Source organism: Veillonella parvula (genome assembly GCF_048309325.1).
Lineage (GTDB): Bacteria > Bacillota > Negativicutes > Veillonellales > Veillonellaceae > Veillonella > Veillonella parvula_T.
Genome location: NZ_DBFBTX010000002.1, coordinates 130,840 through 150,194 on the forward strand (window position 1 = coordinate 130,840; position 19,355 = coordinate 150,194).

At 35.5% G+C, this 19,355-nt stretch carries 12 protein-coding genes; 10 read left to right on the top strand and 2 right to left on the bottom strand.

From position 1 onward, the window contains the following. The first annotated feature begins 390 nt into the window (after positions 1-390). The 8 genes from ACMKPP_RS01010 (at position 391) to dcm (ending at position 12,368) form a co-directional block, all read left to right on the top strand. Positions 391-1,455, top strand: a complete 1,065-nt coding sequence (locus ACMKPP_RS01010; RefSeq protein ID WP_004694443.1) for an AAA family ATPase — start codon at positions 391-393, stop codon at positions 1,453-1,455. Positions 1,456-1,745: 290 nt separating this feature from the next. Then, entirely contained in the window at positions 1,746-2,612 is an 867-nt protein-coding gene (locus ACMKPP_RS01015) for a sigma-70 family RNA polymerase sigma factor (protein ID WP_418369165.1), read from the top strand. Between the two features lie 319 nt (positions 2,613-2,931). Beyond that, positions 2,932-3,540: a hypothetical protein gene (locus tag ACMKPP_RS01020; RefSeq protein WP_418369166.1), complete on the top strand. Its 609-nt coding sequence runs from the start codon at positions 2,932-2,934 to the stop codon at positions 3,538-3,540. 383 nt (positions 3,541-3,923) lie between these two features. Further along, positions 3,924-5,354 (top strand): ATP-binding protein, encoded by a 1,431-nt coding sequence (locus ACMKPP_RS01025; protein ID WP_418369167.1) that lies wholly within the window; start codon positions 3,924-3,926, stop codon positions 5,352-5,354. 27 nt (positions 5,355-5,381) lie between these two features. Next, positions 5,382-8,144, top strand: a complete 2,763-nt coding sequence (locus tag ACMKPP_RS01030; RefSeq protein ID WP_418369168.1) for a Z1 domain-containing protein — start codon at positions 5,382-5,384, stop codon at positions 8,142-8,144. 27 nt (positions 8,145-8,171) lie between these two features. Continuing rightward, the gene (locus tag ACMKPP_RS01035; RefSeq protein ID WP_418369169.1) at positions 8,172-9,044 is read left to right on the top strand and encodes a PD-(D/E)XK motif protein; all 873 of its coding nucleotides are present in this window, start codon (positions 8,172-8,174) and stop codon (positions 9,042-9,044) included. Between the two features lie 12 nt (positions 9,045-9,056). Further along, positions 9,057-11,111, top strand: a complete 2,055-nt coding sequence (locus ACMKPP_RS01040; protein WP_418369170.1) for an AIPR family protein — start codon at positions 9,057-9,059, stop codon at positions 11,109-11,111. A 27-nt stretch (positions 11,112-11,138) separates the two neighbouring features. Then, positions 11,139-12,368, top strand: coding sequence for a DNA (cytosine-5-)-methyltransferase (gene dcm / locus ACMKPP_RS01045; RefSeq protein WP_418369171.1), 1,230 nt, complete (start codon positions 11,139-11,141; stop codon positions 12,366-12,368). Positions 12,369-12,951: 583 nt separating this feature from the next. Here the strand turns inward: dcm and ACMKPP_RS01050 are convergent. Continuing rightward, positions 12,952-14,370, bottom strand: a complete 1,419-nt coding sequence (locus ACMKPP_RS01050) for a sodium:solute symporter family protein (protein ID WP_418369172.1) — start codon at positions 14,368-14,370, stop codon at positions 12,952-12,954. 516 nt (positions 14,371-14,886) lie between these two features. Between ACMKPP_RS01050 and ACMKPP_RS01055 the strand changes: the two genes are divergently transcribed. Both ACMKPP_RS01055 and ACMKPP_RS01060 read left to right on the top strand, forming a co-directional pair. Further along, positions 14,887-16,146, top strand: a complete 1,260-nt coding sequence (locus tag ACMKPP_RS01055) for a hypothetical protein (protein ID WP_418369173.1) — start codon at positions 14,887-14,889, stop codon at positions 16,144-16,146. 898 nt (positions 16,147-17,044) lie between these two features. After that, the gene (locus ACMKPP_RS01060) at positions 17,045-17,581 is read left to right on the top strand and encodes a flavin reductase (RefSeq protein ID WP_418369174.1); all 537 of its coding nucleotides are present in this window, start codon (positions 17,045-17,047) and stop codon (positions 17,579-17,581) included. Positions 17,582-17,786: 205 nt separating this feature from the next. Here ACMKPP_RS01060 and ACMKPP_RS01065 read toward each other — a convergent pair whose 3' ends face one another. Beyond that, positions 17,787-19,121, bottom strand: coding sequence for a hypothetical protein (locus tag ACMKPP_RS01065; protein ID WP_418369175.1), 1,335 nt, complete (start codon positions 19,119-19,121; stop codon positions 17,787-17,789). Positions 19,122-19,355: the final 234 nt, after the last annotated feature.

Sequence of the window (19,355 nt, forward strand, 5' to 3'; positions counted from 1 at the left end):
TAAGAAAATTCAGTAACAATTTAATATGCTTAATATGCAAATGACGTGCTATACCTTTTAGGTAGCACGTCATTTTTAAAATATATGGATTAAACTATATAGATTAAACTATATAGATTAAAATCTATAGTTTAATATGTATAATTTATCTTATAATGTATAACTTATATAACCACGCCTTATAGGATATGTTGATATCAAAGGTATATGAAAATAAAGTAATCATAAGGCCTTTTATGATGATAAGGCAACACGTATCGCATGAAAGCTCTGATTTGATGCGTAAAAAAATTAACATAATAAAAAGCTATGTTAACTATATGAAAAAAAGTTTAATAATGATTTAAAATTATGATATAATAATTTCCGTAAATAGTTGGAGGTGAGTATATGAATTTTGTGGGACGTGCTGAAATTATAGAGCGTATCCAGTCCCGAATTGCAATGGGCCAAATGAGTTTATGTGTTGTATATGGTCCTCATCGCAGTGGTAAATCCTATGTGGCTTCGCAACTTGTACGCCGTCATAAGGCGATATATTTGGCGGGGCGTATGGCTAATGAATCCGTCCATGTGGCTGATATAAATAGAGCTCTTGAGGCACGTTTTGTTCCTGCTAATGCTCAAGATACATTCGAGCCTGTAGAGAGTTTGCAGCAGGCTTTTGTGAGACTTTTTGAAAGCAGTGTGAAAACACCTCAGACTGTGGTGATTGACGATTATCCATCCTTGGTGGAAGCAGTTCCTCAGTTTCCCATTCACTTGCGCGATTTATTAGATACCTATAAAGATACGAGTCGTTTGAACATCATATTGATGGCTAATGGTCTGGAACAGCTCGATGGCCGCATCATTGGCGATCGCAGCCTTATCGGTCCTTTCGTGTCCGAATATCTCGAGGTGAAACCTTTTTCCTTAGTTGATATGAAATCTTTGGGGCTTCACTATGCAAAGGATGATTTGCGCACCGTCTTTGCCGTAACCGGTGGGTTGCCTGCCTATGTACAATACTTTGATAATGGTGAAAGCATCGATACGAATATTATTAACTTATTCTTCTCAGTAACGGGAGCTCTCTTTGAAGAAACACAATATATCTTGCATCGAGATATGAAAAATATAACCGGAGCCAATGCTATTTTAACGGGCCTTGCTAGCTTGGAAAGACCGTATTACGTGGAGCTTTTACAAGAAAGCCAAATTAAAAGTGGTACCTTTACATCCCGTTTGAACGATCTCATGTCGATGGGACTCGTGGGTCGCATTCAAGCAAGTAACCGTGGGAACGCAAAGTACGCGGATTACCATTTTACGAACAGTATGTTCCATTTCTGGTACCGCTATGTATATAAATACTGGGGCGATATCGTGCGCGGTTATGGCGCTGATGTATATTATAATCATGTAAAACCGCAGCTAAAGGACTTTGTCCAAGCCGCGTGTATTGCGATTTAATCAGACAATTTCAGATTGAATACTACTACCTAAAGATTGAATACTATTACCCAATGATAGTATATTTCCTCTTATAATGACACCACATTGCGTATGTGGTGTCATTTTTAGTAATAATATATTTTCAGCAATTACCCTTTGAATCGCATACGTATGGTGTACTGTGGATGGAAACTAAGTCTCAAATATAACAGAATATAGGGAAATTCCGAGGAATTGCCAATTTGTCAAAACACTCTTTCCGCGGTATTGTGTACATAAGCGCTATGCCATGGCAGGAAAGGGGATTTATGTTATACACAAACGAAGAACCTTTAGTACAAAAAATATGTATTAAAACTGCAAACTTACAACATGACAACTATCAGTCAGAAACGTTAGAAACACAGGCATTACCATCTCATTCTTTACTATCGAAAGCTGATGAGTCTACCCGAAGTATTCCAGAGGAATTGAAATTACAGACCCTTGTCTGTGGTCATCAGGTCTTATCGTCCTTGTCGGACAAGAGTCTCGTGTCCATCTGTCAAAAGCCAAACATGAGGATTCAGACGGTAGGGTATCAGCCGTGGTCCGTTGACGAGCTTCGTCATGATGCGGCACAAATCGAGCTCTGTCGCAGGTATCGACCGCTCATCTTGCACTATACGAATCGCATGGGAAACCGTGAGTTCCGCGAGGACGTAGAGAGCTATCTTTGGGCCATCCTCATAGAATCGATTTATAGCTTTGATTTGAACGGGACCGTACCGTTCCCAGGCTTTGTGAAAGCTGGCATCATGTATGGTTACATGCGGTACTGGAAGCGTGAACGATTGCGTTATCGCCGTGAAATTCACATCCCAGATCGCACCACCGATGATGGAGACGTCGCCTTTGGTATGGATATCTTCGCATCTGGCGAGAATGTAGCGGATATGGTGATGAGTGCCGATGAAGAGCATAGGCTGCGAGAGCGCCTTGTGTGGGCCTTAGGTAGACTATCGCCTGATCAACGAGACCTACTGCGCCGTGTCTACGGTGAGTGCCAAAGCTTGGTATCGGTTAGTGAAGAGCTGAACTGCAGCCGCCAAGCCATTCAACGGCGTCACGAACGAGCCATTCGAAAGCTGCGCAGGTATTTGAGTACGGACTTTAAGGACGTGCGTGTACATTAGTTATTATAATTTAATTTCTTATTTATATCCTATATATTGCATATTTCTTTTAATCTCGATTAACAAATATACATAAAATATGCAATTCTCAATTTAAATGAGAAAATAATGACACATCAAGGTATACATAACTTTTACAAGATCATAAAGTCATTAAATATACGTAAATTTCTATAGTTTTGTATATATATTTACAAATTATACAGGCTGATATACAATTAAGTCAGCAGCAGATTAAAGCATGCTAATCTGCTTTCACAGAACACGTGTTCATTGTATTGTTGAAAGGAATGTTCCTGATTAGATTGGAGAGGATTCCATGGCAATAAATGATAAACTAACAGATTTGATGGCCGCTCGGCTATCTAAGGGAGAAGATTTGGATTTGATCTATACGAATCCAAAGAATCACATTGTTTGTTTTATTCCTACCTATCAACCTAGTGGTGGAGACAGTACGAAGTGTTATTTTGTGGATGGTCGCGAAGAAATGGTCCATTTGCCGATGCGCACGATCACGCGAGAGCTAGCGATGCAGGAAGGGCTGAGACCCAATTACATCATGACCAGCGACGATCGACGTAGCAGCTATACCGCGCCTAAGACCTATGGTCCGCATCTAACCTTTGCTCATATTAAATGTCGCCGCCCTATCGGTAAGGACGTGGTGTACGGCCTCTTTAACGTGGCTATACCCTATGAATATATCGTTACGGAAGGTCCAGAACCCGATACGAGCTATATTCATGTGGCGGACTTTGCACCCATCTTGGTGTACCAATCCCCGCGTCATGTCAAACACAAACTGAACGAAGCGATGCTAGAACACTGCAACTACGTGCGAAAAATGCTAGCCCGCATCAAACTCAGCCAAAACCCTCAAGTCGTGGCCGAACTATTTATCGCCTGGAGAGACCTAACGAGATAATTCGTTGGATGGTGAAAGTAGAAGTAGGAGGGTGGAGAGAAATCTGGGAAAGGAGGATAGGCGTATAAGAAAATAAACGAAACTGCTGGAGCAGCAAAGATAAAACGTAGATATTAAAAATAGAACCACCCCTAGTTAGGGGTGGTTTTTTGTGTGTAAATGATGAAAAAATCTTCACATAATGCTTGAAATTGCATGAGTAAAAAAATACGTATTTTATATAATAATATATAAAGTAATAATTAGATTGAGCAAATTTATAAGCAATTATTCTGTTAAAATCACATTTGTTGCATGAATATAATATGAATTTAATCATAAATTATGATAGAATGAGAGTAATTATAACCGGTATTATAAATTTCATATAAGGGGCATAAGGTATGAATGTTCAAGTAGTTGAGCCTAGAGCAGATATTTTAGTTGAATCGACGCGATCTATCGGATATACATTTGAATCTGCATTGGCAGATATTATTGATAACAGTATTGGTAATGGTGCTACACATATAGATGTTAGATTTTCTAGTATTGAGCCTAGATATATAGCTATCTTAGATGATGGTTGTGGCATGACTCCAGATGAATTAATTATAGCTATGCGTTATGGTAGTAAGAATGTAAATGACCAACGTGTTGAATCAGATTTGGGACGATTCGGTTTAGGTCTAAAAACAGCTTCTCTATCACAGTGTAGAAAGCTAACTGTTATTAGTAAGAAAAATAATGTTATATCTGCAGCATCATGGGATTTGGATTTTATCATTGAGCAACAAGGTTGGTCTTTAAAGGTTTATGATTATGATGAAATGATAAATCAATATAATAAAGCAATTCCAGGAATTTTAGATCAACTTAATAGTTATGAATCGGGTACTATTGTTATTTGGGAAGATTTTGATAAGATGCTTGAAGGTGCTACTGAACCGGATACTTTATTTGATGAAAAAATATCTATTGCACGATCACACTTAGAACTTATTTATCATAATTTCTTAGATAAAACGAGTAAAAGTCCTATTGAATTAAGATTTAATTACCGTCCGTTAGCAGCTAAAGACCCATTCTTAATAAGACATCCAGGGACACAGCCTTTATCAGAAGAATATATTGATTTAGAAGGCCATAATATTAGGGTAAAACCATATATTTTGCCTTATATAAATAAATTAAGTCCAGAAGATATTAATTTATTAGGCACACTTGATGATTTACGCAATAAACAAGGGATATATGTTTATCGAAATAATCGTTTAATCATTTGGGGAACTTGGTTTAGACTTGATACTAAAAATGAGCTAAATAAACTAGCTCGTATCCGAGTAGATATACCTAATTCGTTAGATCATATTTGGGATATTGATATAAAAAAATCAACCGCAAGTTTACCTACCTCTATTAAGCAAAACTTAAAGTTTATTGTAAAACGTGCTATAGGTTCTAGTGAACGTGTATATACTTATCAAGGTAATAAGTTGATTAATGATGAGTATGATCATGTATGGGAAGTACGGAAAACAAATGAAGAAACATTCTTTGAAATCAATAAGAAACTTCTAATTTATAAAGCATTCTTAGAATCTTTATCTACAGAGCAAGCAAAACAATTTAAAGCACTTATAAAGCTTATAGAAGCTACAGTTCCGTTTAAAGCTGCATATACTTTACTTGCTAAAAATGAAGAAACATTTGATAAAGATTATTCAGATGAGGCGCGTAAGCTTTTTCAGGACTTATCTAGTTTCGATACTATGAGTCGAGAAGAGTTAATAGAGGCTTTAGAGAAAATAGACTTTTTTGCTAATAATGCTTAATTATAAATGGAAGGGTATAAGTGATTTATGGATGAGCAAAAGAAAATTAAGATACTTAATGTTTTAGATGCACTCTTATCAGGTGATAATGAGCCTGATAAATTTTCAGAAGAGTATTTAGATTCAAAAATTAAAGAAATAACAATGTTACCCGGTTGTAATCTAGAACCTGAGGAATTTGAAGAGATAAGAAAAACATTACATCATAAATATTCTATTATTATGAATGATGGTTGGGTTATTTCTGAAGATTCAGATTTTGAAGATTGGTATAGTAATGGACCTTTAACAGATTCTTATTGGGGGCGGTATAAACAGTATTTGTCTACTGATCTAGGATTTTCAAAGTATGTAGTTGATGCAATTGATAATTCTACAACATCAATAGTTAATTTGCTTGGAGATCCTAAAAAAAATATAAGTTTTGCAAAAAAAGGGCTTGTTATAGGGGATGTTCAGTCTGGAAAAACCGCCAATTATATCTCTGTAATTAATAAAGCTGCTGATGCTGGTTATAAAGTAATTGTTCTTTTGACTGGCACAATTGAAAAGCTTAGAAAACAAACACAGGCTCGAGTTGATGAGGGGTTTATTGGTGATAATACCTCTGATTTAGAACGTAATGCAGGACGTAGAAGTTTAATTGGTGTGGGCCGAAAAGATTCAAGTCGCAATGCAGTTGCATTAACATCTACTATTAAAGATTTTAATAAAACAACTCTTATTAATTCTAATATTCGATTAGATTCTATATCAAGTCCATTAATTTTAGTTGTAAAAAAGAATAAGACTGTTTTAGATAGAGTATATAAATACTTTAGAAGGGAGACTACTGATGCAATAGACAGTAAAATTAATCATTCATTATTGTTTATTGATGATGAAGCAGATAATGCATCTATCAACACTAATAGTAGTGATAATAGTCCTACTGCAATTAACCAATATATAAGAAAAATTTTGTCATTATTTGCAAGGTCTAGTTATGTTGGCTATACAGCAACACCATATGCTAATGTTTTTATAGAACCTAGTAATGGAGCAGATATGTATAATGCGGATTTATTTCCTCGTGATTATATATATGTTTTAGATTCCCCAAGTAACTACATTGGTGCTAGGGAGATTTATTCAGCAAATGGTAAATATAAATCTATGTATAGGGAAATTGATGATTTTGAACAATATCTTCCCCTTAAACATAAAAAAGATGCGGAAGTTCCTTATGAGTTACCACTATCATTAAAAAAAGCAATACTTTCTTTCTTTATTATTAATGCAATTAGAGATTTAAGAGGTAATATAACATCACATCGCTCAATGTTGGTGAATGTAAGTCGGTTTATTGCTATTCAAAACGAACTTAGTGATCGAATTAACATATTTATTTCTAATGTGAAAAATGTTATTCAAAATTATATATTATTACCTTCTTATAATCAGTATCCTTTACTTCAGCTTCTATATGATGTATATAATAGTGAATTTATATTGCCAGGAAAATATAAAGAGAATAGTGAAATAAACTGGGAGACAATAAAGAAACAACTTATTCAATCTATTGAAAATATTAAAGTAGAATCTATAAATGGTGGAAATGCATCAAGATTATTAGATTATAAAGTATATGAAAAGGGATTACGTATAATTGCTGTTGGTGGATTAAGTTTATCAAGAGGATTAACTTTAGAAGGACTTTGTGTAAGTTATTTTTATAGAAATTCTGTTATGTATGATACATTAATGCAAATGGGGCGTTGGTTTGGATATAGGCATAATTACGAGGACATATGTCAAGTTTGGATGTCTGGTGAATCCTATAGTTGGTATCAACATATTTCAGATGCAACAGATGAGCTTAGAGATGAAATCCGTCGCTGTATAAATGATAAAAAATATAAGCCTATAGATGTTGGTATTAAAGTACGTTCAAGTGAAGGAGCTTTAATTGTAACAGCACGAAATAAAATGCGGAGTGCAGGTGATTATGAAGTAGATATTTCTCTTAATGGAAATTATATTGAAACACCTTATTTCTCTAGAAGCCAACAGTCAATAGATGGTAATGTTATACAAGTAAAAGAATTTTTTGAGTTTTTAAAAATCAAAGGATATCAATTAGCTAATCCAGAAACGGAATCATTGCATAATAAGTCTACTAAACAAATTTTACGTGTTAAGAAGGATTATATTGTAGAGTTTTTGAGAAATATAGATACCCATTCTAAGAATATTAAATTTGATGCACGCCAAATTGCAAAATTACTTGAAGAAAGTACAGATGAGCTTCTTGACAGTTGGGATATTGCAATTGCTCAAGGTAAATCTAAACGTAAATTTGATATATTTGATGAAAAAATCCGTGTTACAGAGCGTACTGCTGCTAATATATGTAGAGATACGATTGCTTTAAATTCCAGACGTTTGGGGTCGCCAGGTGTTGTATCTAGTGGGTTAACAGAGAAAGAGTATAAAGCCTTTTTTAAACTGTTAGCGGACAGTGATCCAAAAACTGATTATTCTGAAGTAACCATACCAGATAGTAGGTTCTTTGATCTAGGATTTAAGCGGAGACCATTATTGGTTATTTATTTAATAGATTTAAAATCTTCTGAAAATATTATTCAAGATCAACCTTTGGTAGGTCTTGCACTAGGTATACCTAAACTTCGTGAACCAAAAGCTCTTAGTTATAAATATAAGGTTAACGTAAAATGGCTTCAAAAATATTATGACATAGACGATGATATGTTATCTGAAGTTGATGATTTAGGAGAAGATGATGATTAATGGGAAGAATTACAAGTTGAAGTTGGATTGATAAATCCAGAATGGCCTTTGAGAATTTATAAAGGGGATAATGCTAATGGCTATCGTGTATATAGTGTTATAAGTAAATATGAGCCTAAAACTCTATTATCGACTAAATTGATATCTGTACATAAAATGTACAATCCTAATAGAGATGAATGGCAAATTTTATTTAGTTTGACATCTTCAAGTGATAGCAGTAAAGATATGTTTAAATATATCTTTCGAGACATTATAAAAGCTATTGATTTTAGTCAATCTGAAAAGAAGGCCCTTGAAACCTTATGTCATAGATATGAGCATTGGCAACAATTGCTTTCTAAGGTGCCAGATTCGTTTGGGCCATTAAAACAACAAGGGCTGATGGCAGAGTTATTAGTATTAAAAGAAGATTTAATTCCAAAGTATGGAGTATCAGAAGCTTTAGAAATGTGGCAAGGTCCTAAAGGTGGTAAGCAAGACTTTATTCTTTTAGATAGTTGGCTTGAGGTTAAGTCTACTATTTTAGGAAAACGAGATATAAGAATTTCCTCTTTGGAACAATTAGATTCAGACATTAGTGAAGGAGAGCTCGTTGTTGTAACTGTACAAGAATCAAATGTTCATGATAGCAAAGCTATATCTTTAACAATGGTTATTGATGAAATTGATGCCAATATTAATGAAGATCTTTTATTAAATAAATTTAGAGAGAATTTATTATTAGTTGGATATGGTTCAAGTCAAGCTGATGAAGTTTATTTTAGAATTATCAGTAAGGATTACTTTAGTGTTACTGATGGGTTCCCCAAAATTAAACGTAATGATATATCTACGGCTATTACATCGGTTTCTTATAATCTAAATTTAGATTCTATTTCCGAGTTTAAAATTTCTTAGGGAGTAAATATTATGGGGTTAGTAGAATATAAACAAGATTTTGATGAAGAGATTAAGACGAGTGTATATGGAACTGGTGTTAGTACGAAAGCAGCTTTTTTAGAGGCTGCATCTGGTTTATTAGGAGATAATGAACTTGAATCTGAATTTCAAATTGTTGAATATGAAGGTATAGGCTATCGTCAACATAGATTACAGTTAGATGGATATGTTTATGGTGAGTTATCCAATTGTATGTCATTAGCACTTGTAGATTACCGTCATGATGATAATGTAGTTACAGCTACAGAGATAGACACAATAGTAAAACGTGCTAGATATTTTCTTGAAGATATTGACTATATACTTAGTCATGCGGAGGAGAGTTCCCCAGGATATGGATTGGCATTAGATATAAAGAATAATGTTTTTGATATTCAAAAATATAAAATTTATCTTTTTACTAATAATCAGATGTCTACTCGTATTAAAACTCTTGAAGCAGATCAAATCGGAGATATTCCTATAGAATATCATGTATGGGATATAGCTAGATTATATGAACTATCCCAAAACTTAACTTTGAAGGAAGATTATGAGATAGAATTTAGTGAATTTAGCGATAAACCAATTCCTTGCTTATCGGTTACAAGTGGTGAAGCTTATCAAGGTTATATGGCCTGTATTCCAGGCATTGTGTTAGCAAAACTATATAATAAGTTTGGGGCTAAACTATTAGAGAGTAATGTGCGCTCTTTTTTACAAATTAGAGGGAAAGTTAATAAAGGTATCAGAAATACTATTATAAAAGAACCTAATAAGTTTTTTGCATATAATAATGGTATTACATGTACTGCGGATTCTATCAAAATTGATAGTGATAATGGTACTCCAATATTAATATCCTGTCAAAATCTTCAAATTGTAAATGGTGGACAAACTACAGCGTCATTGGCATCAGCTCTTTTAGACAAAAAAGAACATTTAGAAAAAAATATTAATGATATTTATGTACCGATGAAGATTTCTGTAGTTACAGATGAAAACTCGGCAGAGCTCGTTGCCAATATTTCTAGATATGCTAATAGTCAGAATAAAGTAAATGAAGCCGATTTATCTGCTAACCACCCGTATCATGTTAGAATTGAGCAATTGTCGAAAACAACTAGTGTTCCTGCTCTACATGGTCAACAGTTTGGTACATATTGGTACTATGAGCGTGCGCGTGGATCATATGCTCAAGAAACGCATAAAGCTACGGTATCTACTAAAAAGAATTTTGAAGCAAAATATCCTAAAAAACAGAAGTTTGATAAAACTGAATTGGCAAAACTTGTTAATATATTTTCAAGTCGCCCACATATAGCTAGTGCCGGGGGGCAAAAAGCTTTTGTTCATTTTATGGAAGATATCTCTAAGGTATGGGACCGTAATCCTAAAGATTTTGGACCAAGTTATTTTAAAGAGCTAATTTGCTATAAAATTTTATTTAGAGAGACTGATAATGTTGTAAAGTCTTCAGAATGGTATGGTAGTTATAAGGCGAACATCGTAGCCTATACATTGAGTAAGCTTTTTGATATTATAGAAAAACGTTATAAAGGTAAGTCTATTAATTTTAACTATATCTGGAAAAATCAAAATATTAGTTTAGCGATGCGTAACCAGTTAAAAATTTTGACAAAATTCACACATGACTATTTGATTGATGATAGTAGAGATGTACAAAATGTTACAGAATGGGCTAAAAAAACTAATTGTTGGGACCGCTTTAAAATGATGCCTTTTTCTCTAGAAGGAGATTTCATTGATGAATTAGTCTTGACCTCTGAGCTAATAGCTGAAGGACCTAATACGACGGAGTGGACTGAAGATCTGGCTATGATTGAGGTTTTTAAGATAAAAGCATCTTTATGGTACAATTTAAAAAGTTGGAATAGTAACCATTACGTGTTAACTCAAAAAGAGATAGATTTTATAGATTGTGCTATAAAAATCAATACTAAAGGATGGTACCCAAGTGCTAAACAATGTATTAAAATTTTAGAAACTCTTGACCGTGCCCGTTCAGAAGGGTTCCCTGAATAAGTTATATAGTAGTAAGGAGTAGTATTAATGTTAAATGTAGTTGAAGCCTTTAGTGGCATTGGCAGTCAGGCTAAAGCATTAAAAAAATTAGGCATTGACTATAAAGTGGTTAATATATTGGAATGGGATATATCAGCTTTTGTTGCTTATGATTTTATACATAATGGTGCTCCAGATATAACTCCTTATAAGAATCTCACAAAACTAGAGTTATTAGAGCGATTAGTTCCACTCAATCTTAGTAGTGATGGTAAGAATCCTATCTCTAGAATTGCTTTAAAGGCGTGGTCAGTAGAAGTATTGCGAATTATATGGGCTGCATATAATAGAACTCGTAATTTAGGTGATATTCAAAAGGTAGATCATCTTACTTTCCCGAGTGATGTTGATGTATTAACGTATTCTTTTCCTTGCCAAGATTTGTCTATTGGTGGTGCTTGGCATAATAATCATTCGGGCATTGATCGTGATGCGAATAATCGGTCAGGGTTACTTTGGGAAGTTGAAAGAATTTTGGAGTCAATTCAAATGAACGGAAAAGAATTGCCTCGGTTTTTATTGATGGAAAATGTTAGTAATATTCTTTCTAAGAGACATGCATCTAATTTTAATGATTGGAAAAATCAGCTAGAGCGATTAGGTTATTACAATAAAGTATATACATTAGATGCATCTAATTTTGGTAGCCCGCAGCGACGTGTAAGGACCTTTATGGTTAGTGTTTTATTACCGAATAATGATATTCAGACTTTCGTAGAGCAATATTTTAAAGATAATGATTTAGAAGAAATTGCTAAGAAAAAGCCGAAAAAGCTTGAGCGTTTTTTACGAATGGATTACTCAAATCCAATCTATAAAGAAGAGGCAAATATTTCTAATCCTAACGATACACCATCTCGTCGTAAAATATATGAGGGTAATGATATTCTTAATAAGCCCACAGGTTTTAATGAATATCTTGGTACTTTAACGACTAAACAAGATCGACATCCCAACGCTGGTATTCTTGAATTTCCTGAACATCGTACAGGAGGTAGCCCTTATCGAAATCTAACTCCTAGAGAATGCTTCCTATTAATGGGATTTGATGAGTCTGATTATAATAAAATACTGAAATACAACCCTCAACTACAAAAAAATAAGAAGCTTTATTCTCGTGAACGATTAGAACGTCTTGCAGGTAATAGTATAGTTGTTGATGTATTAATTAAAATCTTTGAACAAATTAATGAGTTAAAATTTTTAATTTATCGTTAATATTAAAGGGGCTGTAACAGAATGTGGTTTTAACACATTCTGTTACAGCCCCTTTACTACATTTATCTATATATTCCTATTATTCGTTACTTATTGTATCGTATATTAGTTCGTTCTATAATAGACTTAGGATAGTTAGATGAGGTTGGGCCTCTCTTCGTTTTTGAAGGGAGGGATAAGCCTATGAGTGATTATGAATTAATCATGCTCTTATTACAGGTGATAACTGTGGTTATCGCTTTTGGAGCATTAATAGCGCTTATTTGTCTTACAAAAGACAAATAGCCCTTCATTTCCACTAATCTGGAGATTAGTATAAAACGAAAAGGCCATTTCTCAAAATCTTATATTTTCCGAGATGAGCCTGACGTAGCTACTCGTCTGACTATCTTCTTATATTATAGTAAGGTTATGATATATCGTCAAATTATGATGAACACGTGTATGGCATACAGTTTGATGATGTTGTTGTAACATAAGGAAAACTCCTATTGACTTTCACCGATAGGAGTTTTTGGTTTTATAATTGTAATTTTATAGTACTTTTAGGCCTATTATTAAGTCACAGATTATAACAAACTAATTATATTTCTTTTACATCATCAGGTATAGCCGGAGGAGCCGGTGGTTTACCCATAGATCGTTCAATGAATACCACAGCCACAAAGACGATGAGGCTGACGATGGAACCGAAGATGATAGACATGATGCCATATGGATTGCCAATGAATTCCCAGTACACGCCTGCGATGGAGCCGAGCACGATGGACCAAATGCCGGCGCCAGCTGTTGCATTTTTCCAAGTGAGGCCAAGTAGGAATGCGGCGAATGGGCCAGCGGATCTCATGGTGAAAGCAAATACGAGCATCGGAATGATGGCTTTGCTTACGAGGGAGATGATGATGGCGATGATGCCGAGGAATAGCACGCACAGACGGCTGTAATTTGTGAGCTGAGCGTCAGTGAGGCTTTTACCAAAATGATGTTCCACAATATCCTTGGTAAATACAGTAGCGGCGCCTAAGAGGTCGCCTGCGCCTGATGAAAGCGTAGCCGACACGACCGCAGCCATAACGAAGCCTGCCATTACAGGAGGCATGAGGTTAAGCGCTACCGTTGCCACCGCATTGTTCGCTTCGATGTTCGGGAATTCAGCCAATGCTACGAGGCCTAAAACCGCAGGAACAAAGGCGAATAGAGCCATGATAATGCCACAAATGATAGAACCGAGAACGGCCGTTCTTTCATCCTTCGCTGCAAAGTACCGTTGTACGGATTCTTGGCCGGTGGAGAAGGTCATGAAGTACATAATGATGAGGCCGATGATGGTTTTCCAACCAACCTTCGTAAATCCTAATTGTTCAGGCGGTAATTTCGCCACTACCGATTCCCAGCCGCCCACATTGTGCAATACGAATGGCACCGCGAGGGAGAAGCCCCCAACGAGGACGAAGAAATGGATAACGTCCGTCATCGTAACGCTCCACATACCGCCGGACATGGTATAAATTACGAGTACCGCGCCGCAGATGAGGATGGCGAGCTCTGTTGAAAGCCCTGTGAGAACGCTAATAATAGTTGCAGTTGCTGTAATCTGTACGCCTGCTAGTGTGATTGTTGCCAGCATGGACAGAATGGAAGTAATGAGATGGCTAGACGCGCCGAAACGACGGCCGATGATCTCTGGCACTGTTGTTGCCATGGCACGCCGTAAGAGCGGTGCAATGAAAGCAACGAGGATAACACCAATCCCTGCAGATACTACGTACCAACCTGCAGATAAACCCCAAGAACCATACGCTTTCGCTGCTACACCTACGGTGCTCCCACCACCGATTTCTGTAGCTGCTAATGTGCCTGCCGTCATAAGAACCCCAATACGACGACCTGCGAGTAGATAGTCAGTACTATCTTTTACACGAATATGACAATACACGCCGACTAATAAATTCAGTAATAAATAGGCGCAAACAATAACCCAAATAATAGTCAGAGAATCCATATGACACCTCCAAAAATTTACACTATCTAGAGATTCATACTAAATCACCCTTACTACTTGCGGTGCATATATCAAGTATAGTTTAATTATCCATAAAAACTGGGGAAAATACAAAGAGGAGTTTTATTGCTTGTTGGAGAATATATATACATTGGGAATAAAAAATCCCGTTATTAACGGGATTTTTGGGGCATTAATAGCGCTTATTTGTCTTGGAAAAGACAAATAGCCCTTCGTTATCTTAGATGATTCGATAACTGAAAGGCCATTTCTCAAGATTTTCTGTTTTTAGAGATGCGCCTGACGTTACGACTCGTCTGACTATCTACTTATATTATATGAACAAAGATATATATCGTCAAATTGAGATAAACCTTATAAATATCAATATAGGTAAATCCTATATACTAAATTATAAAATTATTAATAATAGGCACAGTTTTGTTTGCATAGTATACTTATGCTAATAAGGTTGTGCTTATTTTGTTGTAATGTGAGAGAAAAAGAAAGGATTTTATGTTACGTAAAAGTGTAATTATGATGGCACTAGCAACTGCTTTCACCATAAATGTAAGTGCTGTACAGATTGAAGTGCCAGCCGGACAGCTGCCTATGCCTGGGGCAGATGCGAGCATTCCTGCTAATGCGTATGAGAATTATCGGCATATTAATAAGGTTGCGGAGCATGAGGCAGAGTCATACAGTCAATTTGTAAAATCGAATCCTACAAATCCGCCATCTACGTTTGATAAGTTAAATTTGGAACATCCTGGTTTTGCTAAGGCTTTGGAGTTAGCAAATTATTCTCAGTCAACGGTTGTATTGATTCATGAAGGGGATAAGAATATCAGAATATCCGTGCCAAATATCAGCTTTCGTGGTGATGTTGTAGAATCTCCGTCTGGAAAAGAAGGTCCTTTTTTTGCTGTTAGAAGCTTGAGTGCGTTTTTAGTGGTAGGTCCACCGCATGGCAAAGCACTTGATACATATTCTGAAAGTAAAGGAAAATATATGTATCCAGGTTTACGGAATACATCTTGGAAATTTATGTCGAACAGTGCTCGTGTGATGTATACGGAATTCACACCGAATGATACAAAAACTGCCTATGGCATTACCTATGGTGGTTGGGTTAATACAGAAGATCCATATCAAGATCAAGCACCTGAAGTGGTGATGAGTAATTATATTATTCCATCCATAGAATCCTTAGCTGGATTAGATAGTTATAGCCAGATTGAGCATTGGGGGAACTTTCACTATCGCATTCCTAAGACGGCTAAGTTAGTCAGTGAAGCCGTAGAAAATGAGAGACATGAGGTGAGAACTTATGAGGATACAGGGGTTAAAATACGGGTAATACGTAGCGCAATCATGAGCAAAGAGACAGATAATACGCTGATTAAGGTTCCAATAATATATTATTTACATAAATATAATGATTTAGAGACGCCTACACAGTACGCCGTAGTGTGGAATAATGGAATTCCTGGCTCTTTAGTTGATGCCTATAAGCCCAATCATGAATCCTATCTTCGTCATGTTATGAAAGATTCTGTATACTATTACAGTTATCGCATTAACTATGATGAAAGTAAAACGTCTTATACACATAAACAGCTAAGAGATATGATTGAATATGTGGGATTTGATGATGCGGCAAGATTACGAAAAGAACCACAATGGCGAGAGAAAGGGTCATATAAGGAGAGACTCGAAAATAGCTCAGTATTTATCCCTTGGTATATGGAATGGGTTAAACTGTTGACTCAATAAAAAACTTTGCTTTTTAAGCTTGTATACTATTAGATAGGAGAGAGCTAATGAGTAAACTCAAATATATTAAAATTATATTAGTGCTTTTGCTTAAATCTTATCTCATTTATATATGGGTCAACTTTGTGGGGGCGTTTACTCATCTACTCTATTATATTTATATATTGAAAGTATATTCACTAGAGGATTTCGGACTATTTTTATTCTTTCTCTTTGGTAATATATGCAGTATTCTGTGGCTTGTTTTATGGTGTAAGCGATTACCGCCAGCTTTTAACAAACCTAAAATATATTATGAAATTAAAGACTGGATACGATTTAAGAAAGAAGCAGCACCTATCTATAAAGTCCTATTTGGCAGTTTATTGCTTTTGCTAAAGCTATGTCTTGTAGTGTATATCTTAATTACAGCTTCCATTATTTTAAGCATTCCAGTAATATACTTTTGAACTTCTATCAAACGTTAAATAAACCCAAAAGCCGAGCTACTATGTGGATTAAGTAGCTCGGCTTTTATTAGTTTATTCATATATTTATATAATATGGTCTTTATTGTATCGTATATTAGTTTTCTCTATAATAGACTTAGGATAGTTAGACGAGGTTGGGCCTCTCTTCGTTTTTGAAGGGAGGGGTGCTTATGAGTGGGTATAAAATCATTATGGTTATCCTTGGGATTTTATCAGTCATGATATCCTTTGGAGCACTTGTGGCGCTTATTTGTTTAGAAATAGCAAAATAGCCCTTCGTTTCTTCGGAAATTAGATAAAACGAAAAGGCCATTTCTACATATTATTAGTTTGTGAGATGAGCCTGACGTCACTACTCGTCTGACTATCTACCTATATTATAGAGGTAAAGATTTATATCGTCAAATTGAGATAAACTGGAGGTCCTTATGAAACCATTTGAAACGAAGGATTACAAAGCTTTTACCATATTCGAGGATCATTGGGCTCTTGTTACAGCCGGTACGCTTGAGGATTTTAATACGTGTACAGTTAGTTGGGGCAGCATGGGCAACGTGTGGGGCCCGAATGGCGGCGATATGTCTACGGTGACGGTGTACATTCATCCAGCGCGTTACACTCAAGAGTTTATGGCGAAATACGATACCTTTACAGTTAGTTTCTTCCCTGAAAGCTATCGCAAGGCGCTTGGTTATTTAGGGTCTCATTCTGGTCGCGATGAAAATAAGGTGGCAAATTCTGGCCTAACGCCAGTTGCGGCAGGCGATGGGGTGACTTTCAAAGAAGCAGAGTTAACCTTTGTTTGTAAAAAGCTATATGAACATCAGTTTGATGAAGCCTATTTGGCAGAAAAGGTAAAAGACTATTATGCATCTAATCCTGCTGTATATACACAAGCTGGGCATGATCGTTGGGAACCACATTATATGTACATTGGTGAAGTAGTTGATGTCATAGAGGACTAGTCTGTCCACATAACAAATGAAGACATACATACAATTCTTTGGGATACCGTGAATGCTGTATCTTAACTAAGTATATTTTAGTTTTCTAGTACTAAAAAAGTCGAGCTTCTATCGTTTAGTTGCTCGACTTTTGTTAGTTAATTTATATATTTGTATAATATAATGCTTATGAAAGCTATTTTATAATGGTGTTGATATAGATCTTCTATGTTTCTGGGAATAGAACGTGTTCTTGCATTTTAAAATTAGGATTATTGGTAGAATCAAAGAACTCAATCATATTCCGTAATTTTTGAACTTCCTCAGCACTTAAAAAACTTGGATAGAAGATAGTATAAGTAAAACTATATATGCCATCATAGGAGTTAAAGTTTAGAATGTGATCATCCTTATTAGGTTCATAGCTGTGTATGGTTAGACCAGGGATGTTATTGTTCCATACAACTGAGTAATTGATATAGTCTGATGCTGATGGATGGTAACGGTAAATATCCCAGAACGTATTTAAATCAGTTTTAAAATTGTAATGACCATTTATAACAAGTTCATGCGCATATGGGTTTTTAGGAACATTGTCAGTAGAAATAAAGAATGTTATGTCTCCTTTTTTGTAGTATCTAATATCTTGGTGGTCGGTGCCCTTACTTTCACCTTCGTATATGGCGTCTTTTGGTACACGGTATTGTACACCGTTTAAGCTTTCTATGCGTGAATATTGATTTAATTCATTTAGGTTTTGTACAGAGGGAAGCACATAATTAGCCAATAATTTATCTGTAGGAACCTTGTTCAGAACGGGGTTATTATCATAATAGACAAACCCTGCGTGATATAAAGGATAACGCATGTTATAGCCCTTAAATTTAAAATTAATCGTGTCGATGGTGAGCGTTGTTTTTTTACTGTTTTTAAGGTGTGGCATCTTCATGCTATCCCAAGTGCTGTAGGTAACAGTAGGATATGAAAATACAGTACCCTTTATATCAGAAATCTGTTTTGAGGACTTTCGTTTCGCATTGGCTTGCAAGAAATTACGGACGTCTTTGTCTGTTAGCTTTTCATAAGCTATTTTGGTGTTGCGCCAGTCGTAATCTTTAAAATCTGCGTAGTCAATTTCTAAATTGAGACTTCCGTTATCGGTTAACACTCGATAGTCTTCAATGGTTCGACTCGGATTTTTGTAACGCCCTATATGATAATCACTTTTTATGCCCGCTACAGGGAATGAAAGGCGAATTTGGTTGTAATTATCGTGAATGGATATGATTGTATTATGGTAATGTTGACCGCGATATATAGAGGCTGCTTTAGTATACTCAATTTCGTTTTTACTAATACCGTTAGCCTTGTCCGTTAACTTTAATGTTTTTACATAGTTTGCTACATCCTTTTCAATATCCGGGTTTGTGGTTTGGTAATTTATGTAGGCATCCTTGGAAATTTTAGAATCTGCACCAGGAATATTAACATCGATGGCGTCTATTGGTGATAATATAGTGCTTATGATGAAAGCACACGCTAATAGTGGTAGTTTAGTCATGGTGGTATCTCCCGCTCCCATTTTCGTATTTATTGGTATTGTAGTAATCCGTAGGTTATGTTATTAAGTATAATTATATAACTAAATGGCTATATTTTTTAGTGACATGGAAGCGTGTTTTGCTTACATGCTACTACCCCCTATGGGGCATGAGTCCTTTTTTATAGGTATTGTAGCGTCAGGTTCTGATTTCAGTGTGATTATCTTAATATTAGGTCTATAGGTTATATAAAT

Bases quoted from the DNA above. Each gene is read 5' to 3' on its own strand.
- ACMKPP_RS01010 (WP_004694443.1), top strand. From the start codon at position 391: ATGAATTTTGTGGGACGTGCTGAAATTATAGAGCGTATCCAGTCCCGA.
- ACMKPP_RS01015 (WP_418369165.1), top strand. From the start codon at position 1,746: ATGTTATACACAAACGAAGAACCTTTAGTACAAAAAATATGTATTAAA.
- ACMKPP_RS01020 (WP_418369166.1), top strand. From the start codon at position 2,932: ATGGCAATAAATGATAAACTAACAGATTTGATGGCCGCTCGGCTATCT.
- ACMKPP_RS01025 (WP_418369167.1), top strand. From the start codon at position 3,924: ATGAATGTTCAAGTAGTTGAGCCTAGAGCAGATATTTTAGTTGAATCG.
- ACMKPP_RS01030 (WP_418369168.1), top strand. From the start codon at position 5,382: ATGGATGAGCAAAAGAAAATTAAGATACTTAATGTTTTAGATGCACTC.
- ACMKPP_RS01040 (WP_418369170.1), top strand. From the start codon at position 9,057: ATGGGGTTAGTAGAATATAAACAAGATTTTGATGAAGAGATTAAGACG.
- dcm (WP_418369171.1), top strand. From the start codon at position 11,139: ATGTTAAATGTAGTTGAAGCCTTTAGTGGCATTGGCAGTCAGGCTAAA.
- ACMKPP_RS01050 (WP_418369172.1), bottom strand. From the start codon at position 14,370: ATGGATTCTCTGACTATTATTTGGGTTATTGTTTGCGCCTATTTATTA.
- ACMKPP_RS01055 (WP_418369173.1), top strand. From the start codon at position 14,887: ATGTTACGTAAAAGTGTAATTATGATGGCACTAGCAACTGCTTTCACC.
- ACMKPP_RS01060 (WP_418369174.1), top strand. From the start codon at position 17,045: ATGAAACCATTTGAAACGAAGGATTACAAAGCTTTTACCATATTCGAG.
- ACMKPP_RS01065 (WP_418369175.1), bottom strand. From the start codon at position 19,121: ATGACTAAACTACCACTATTAGCGTGTGCTTTCATCATAAGCACTATA.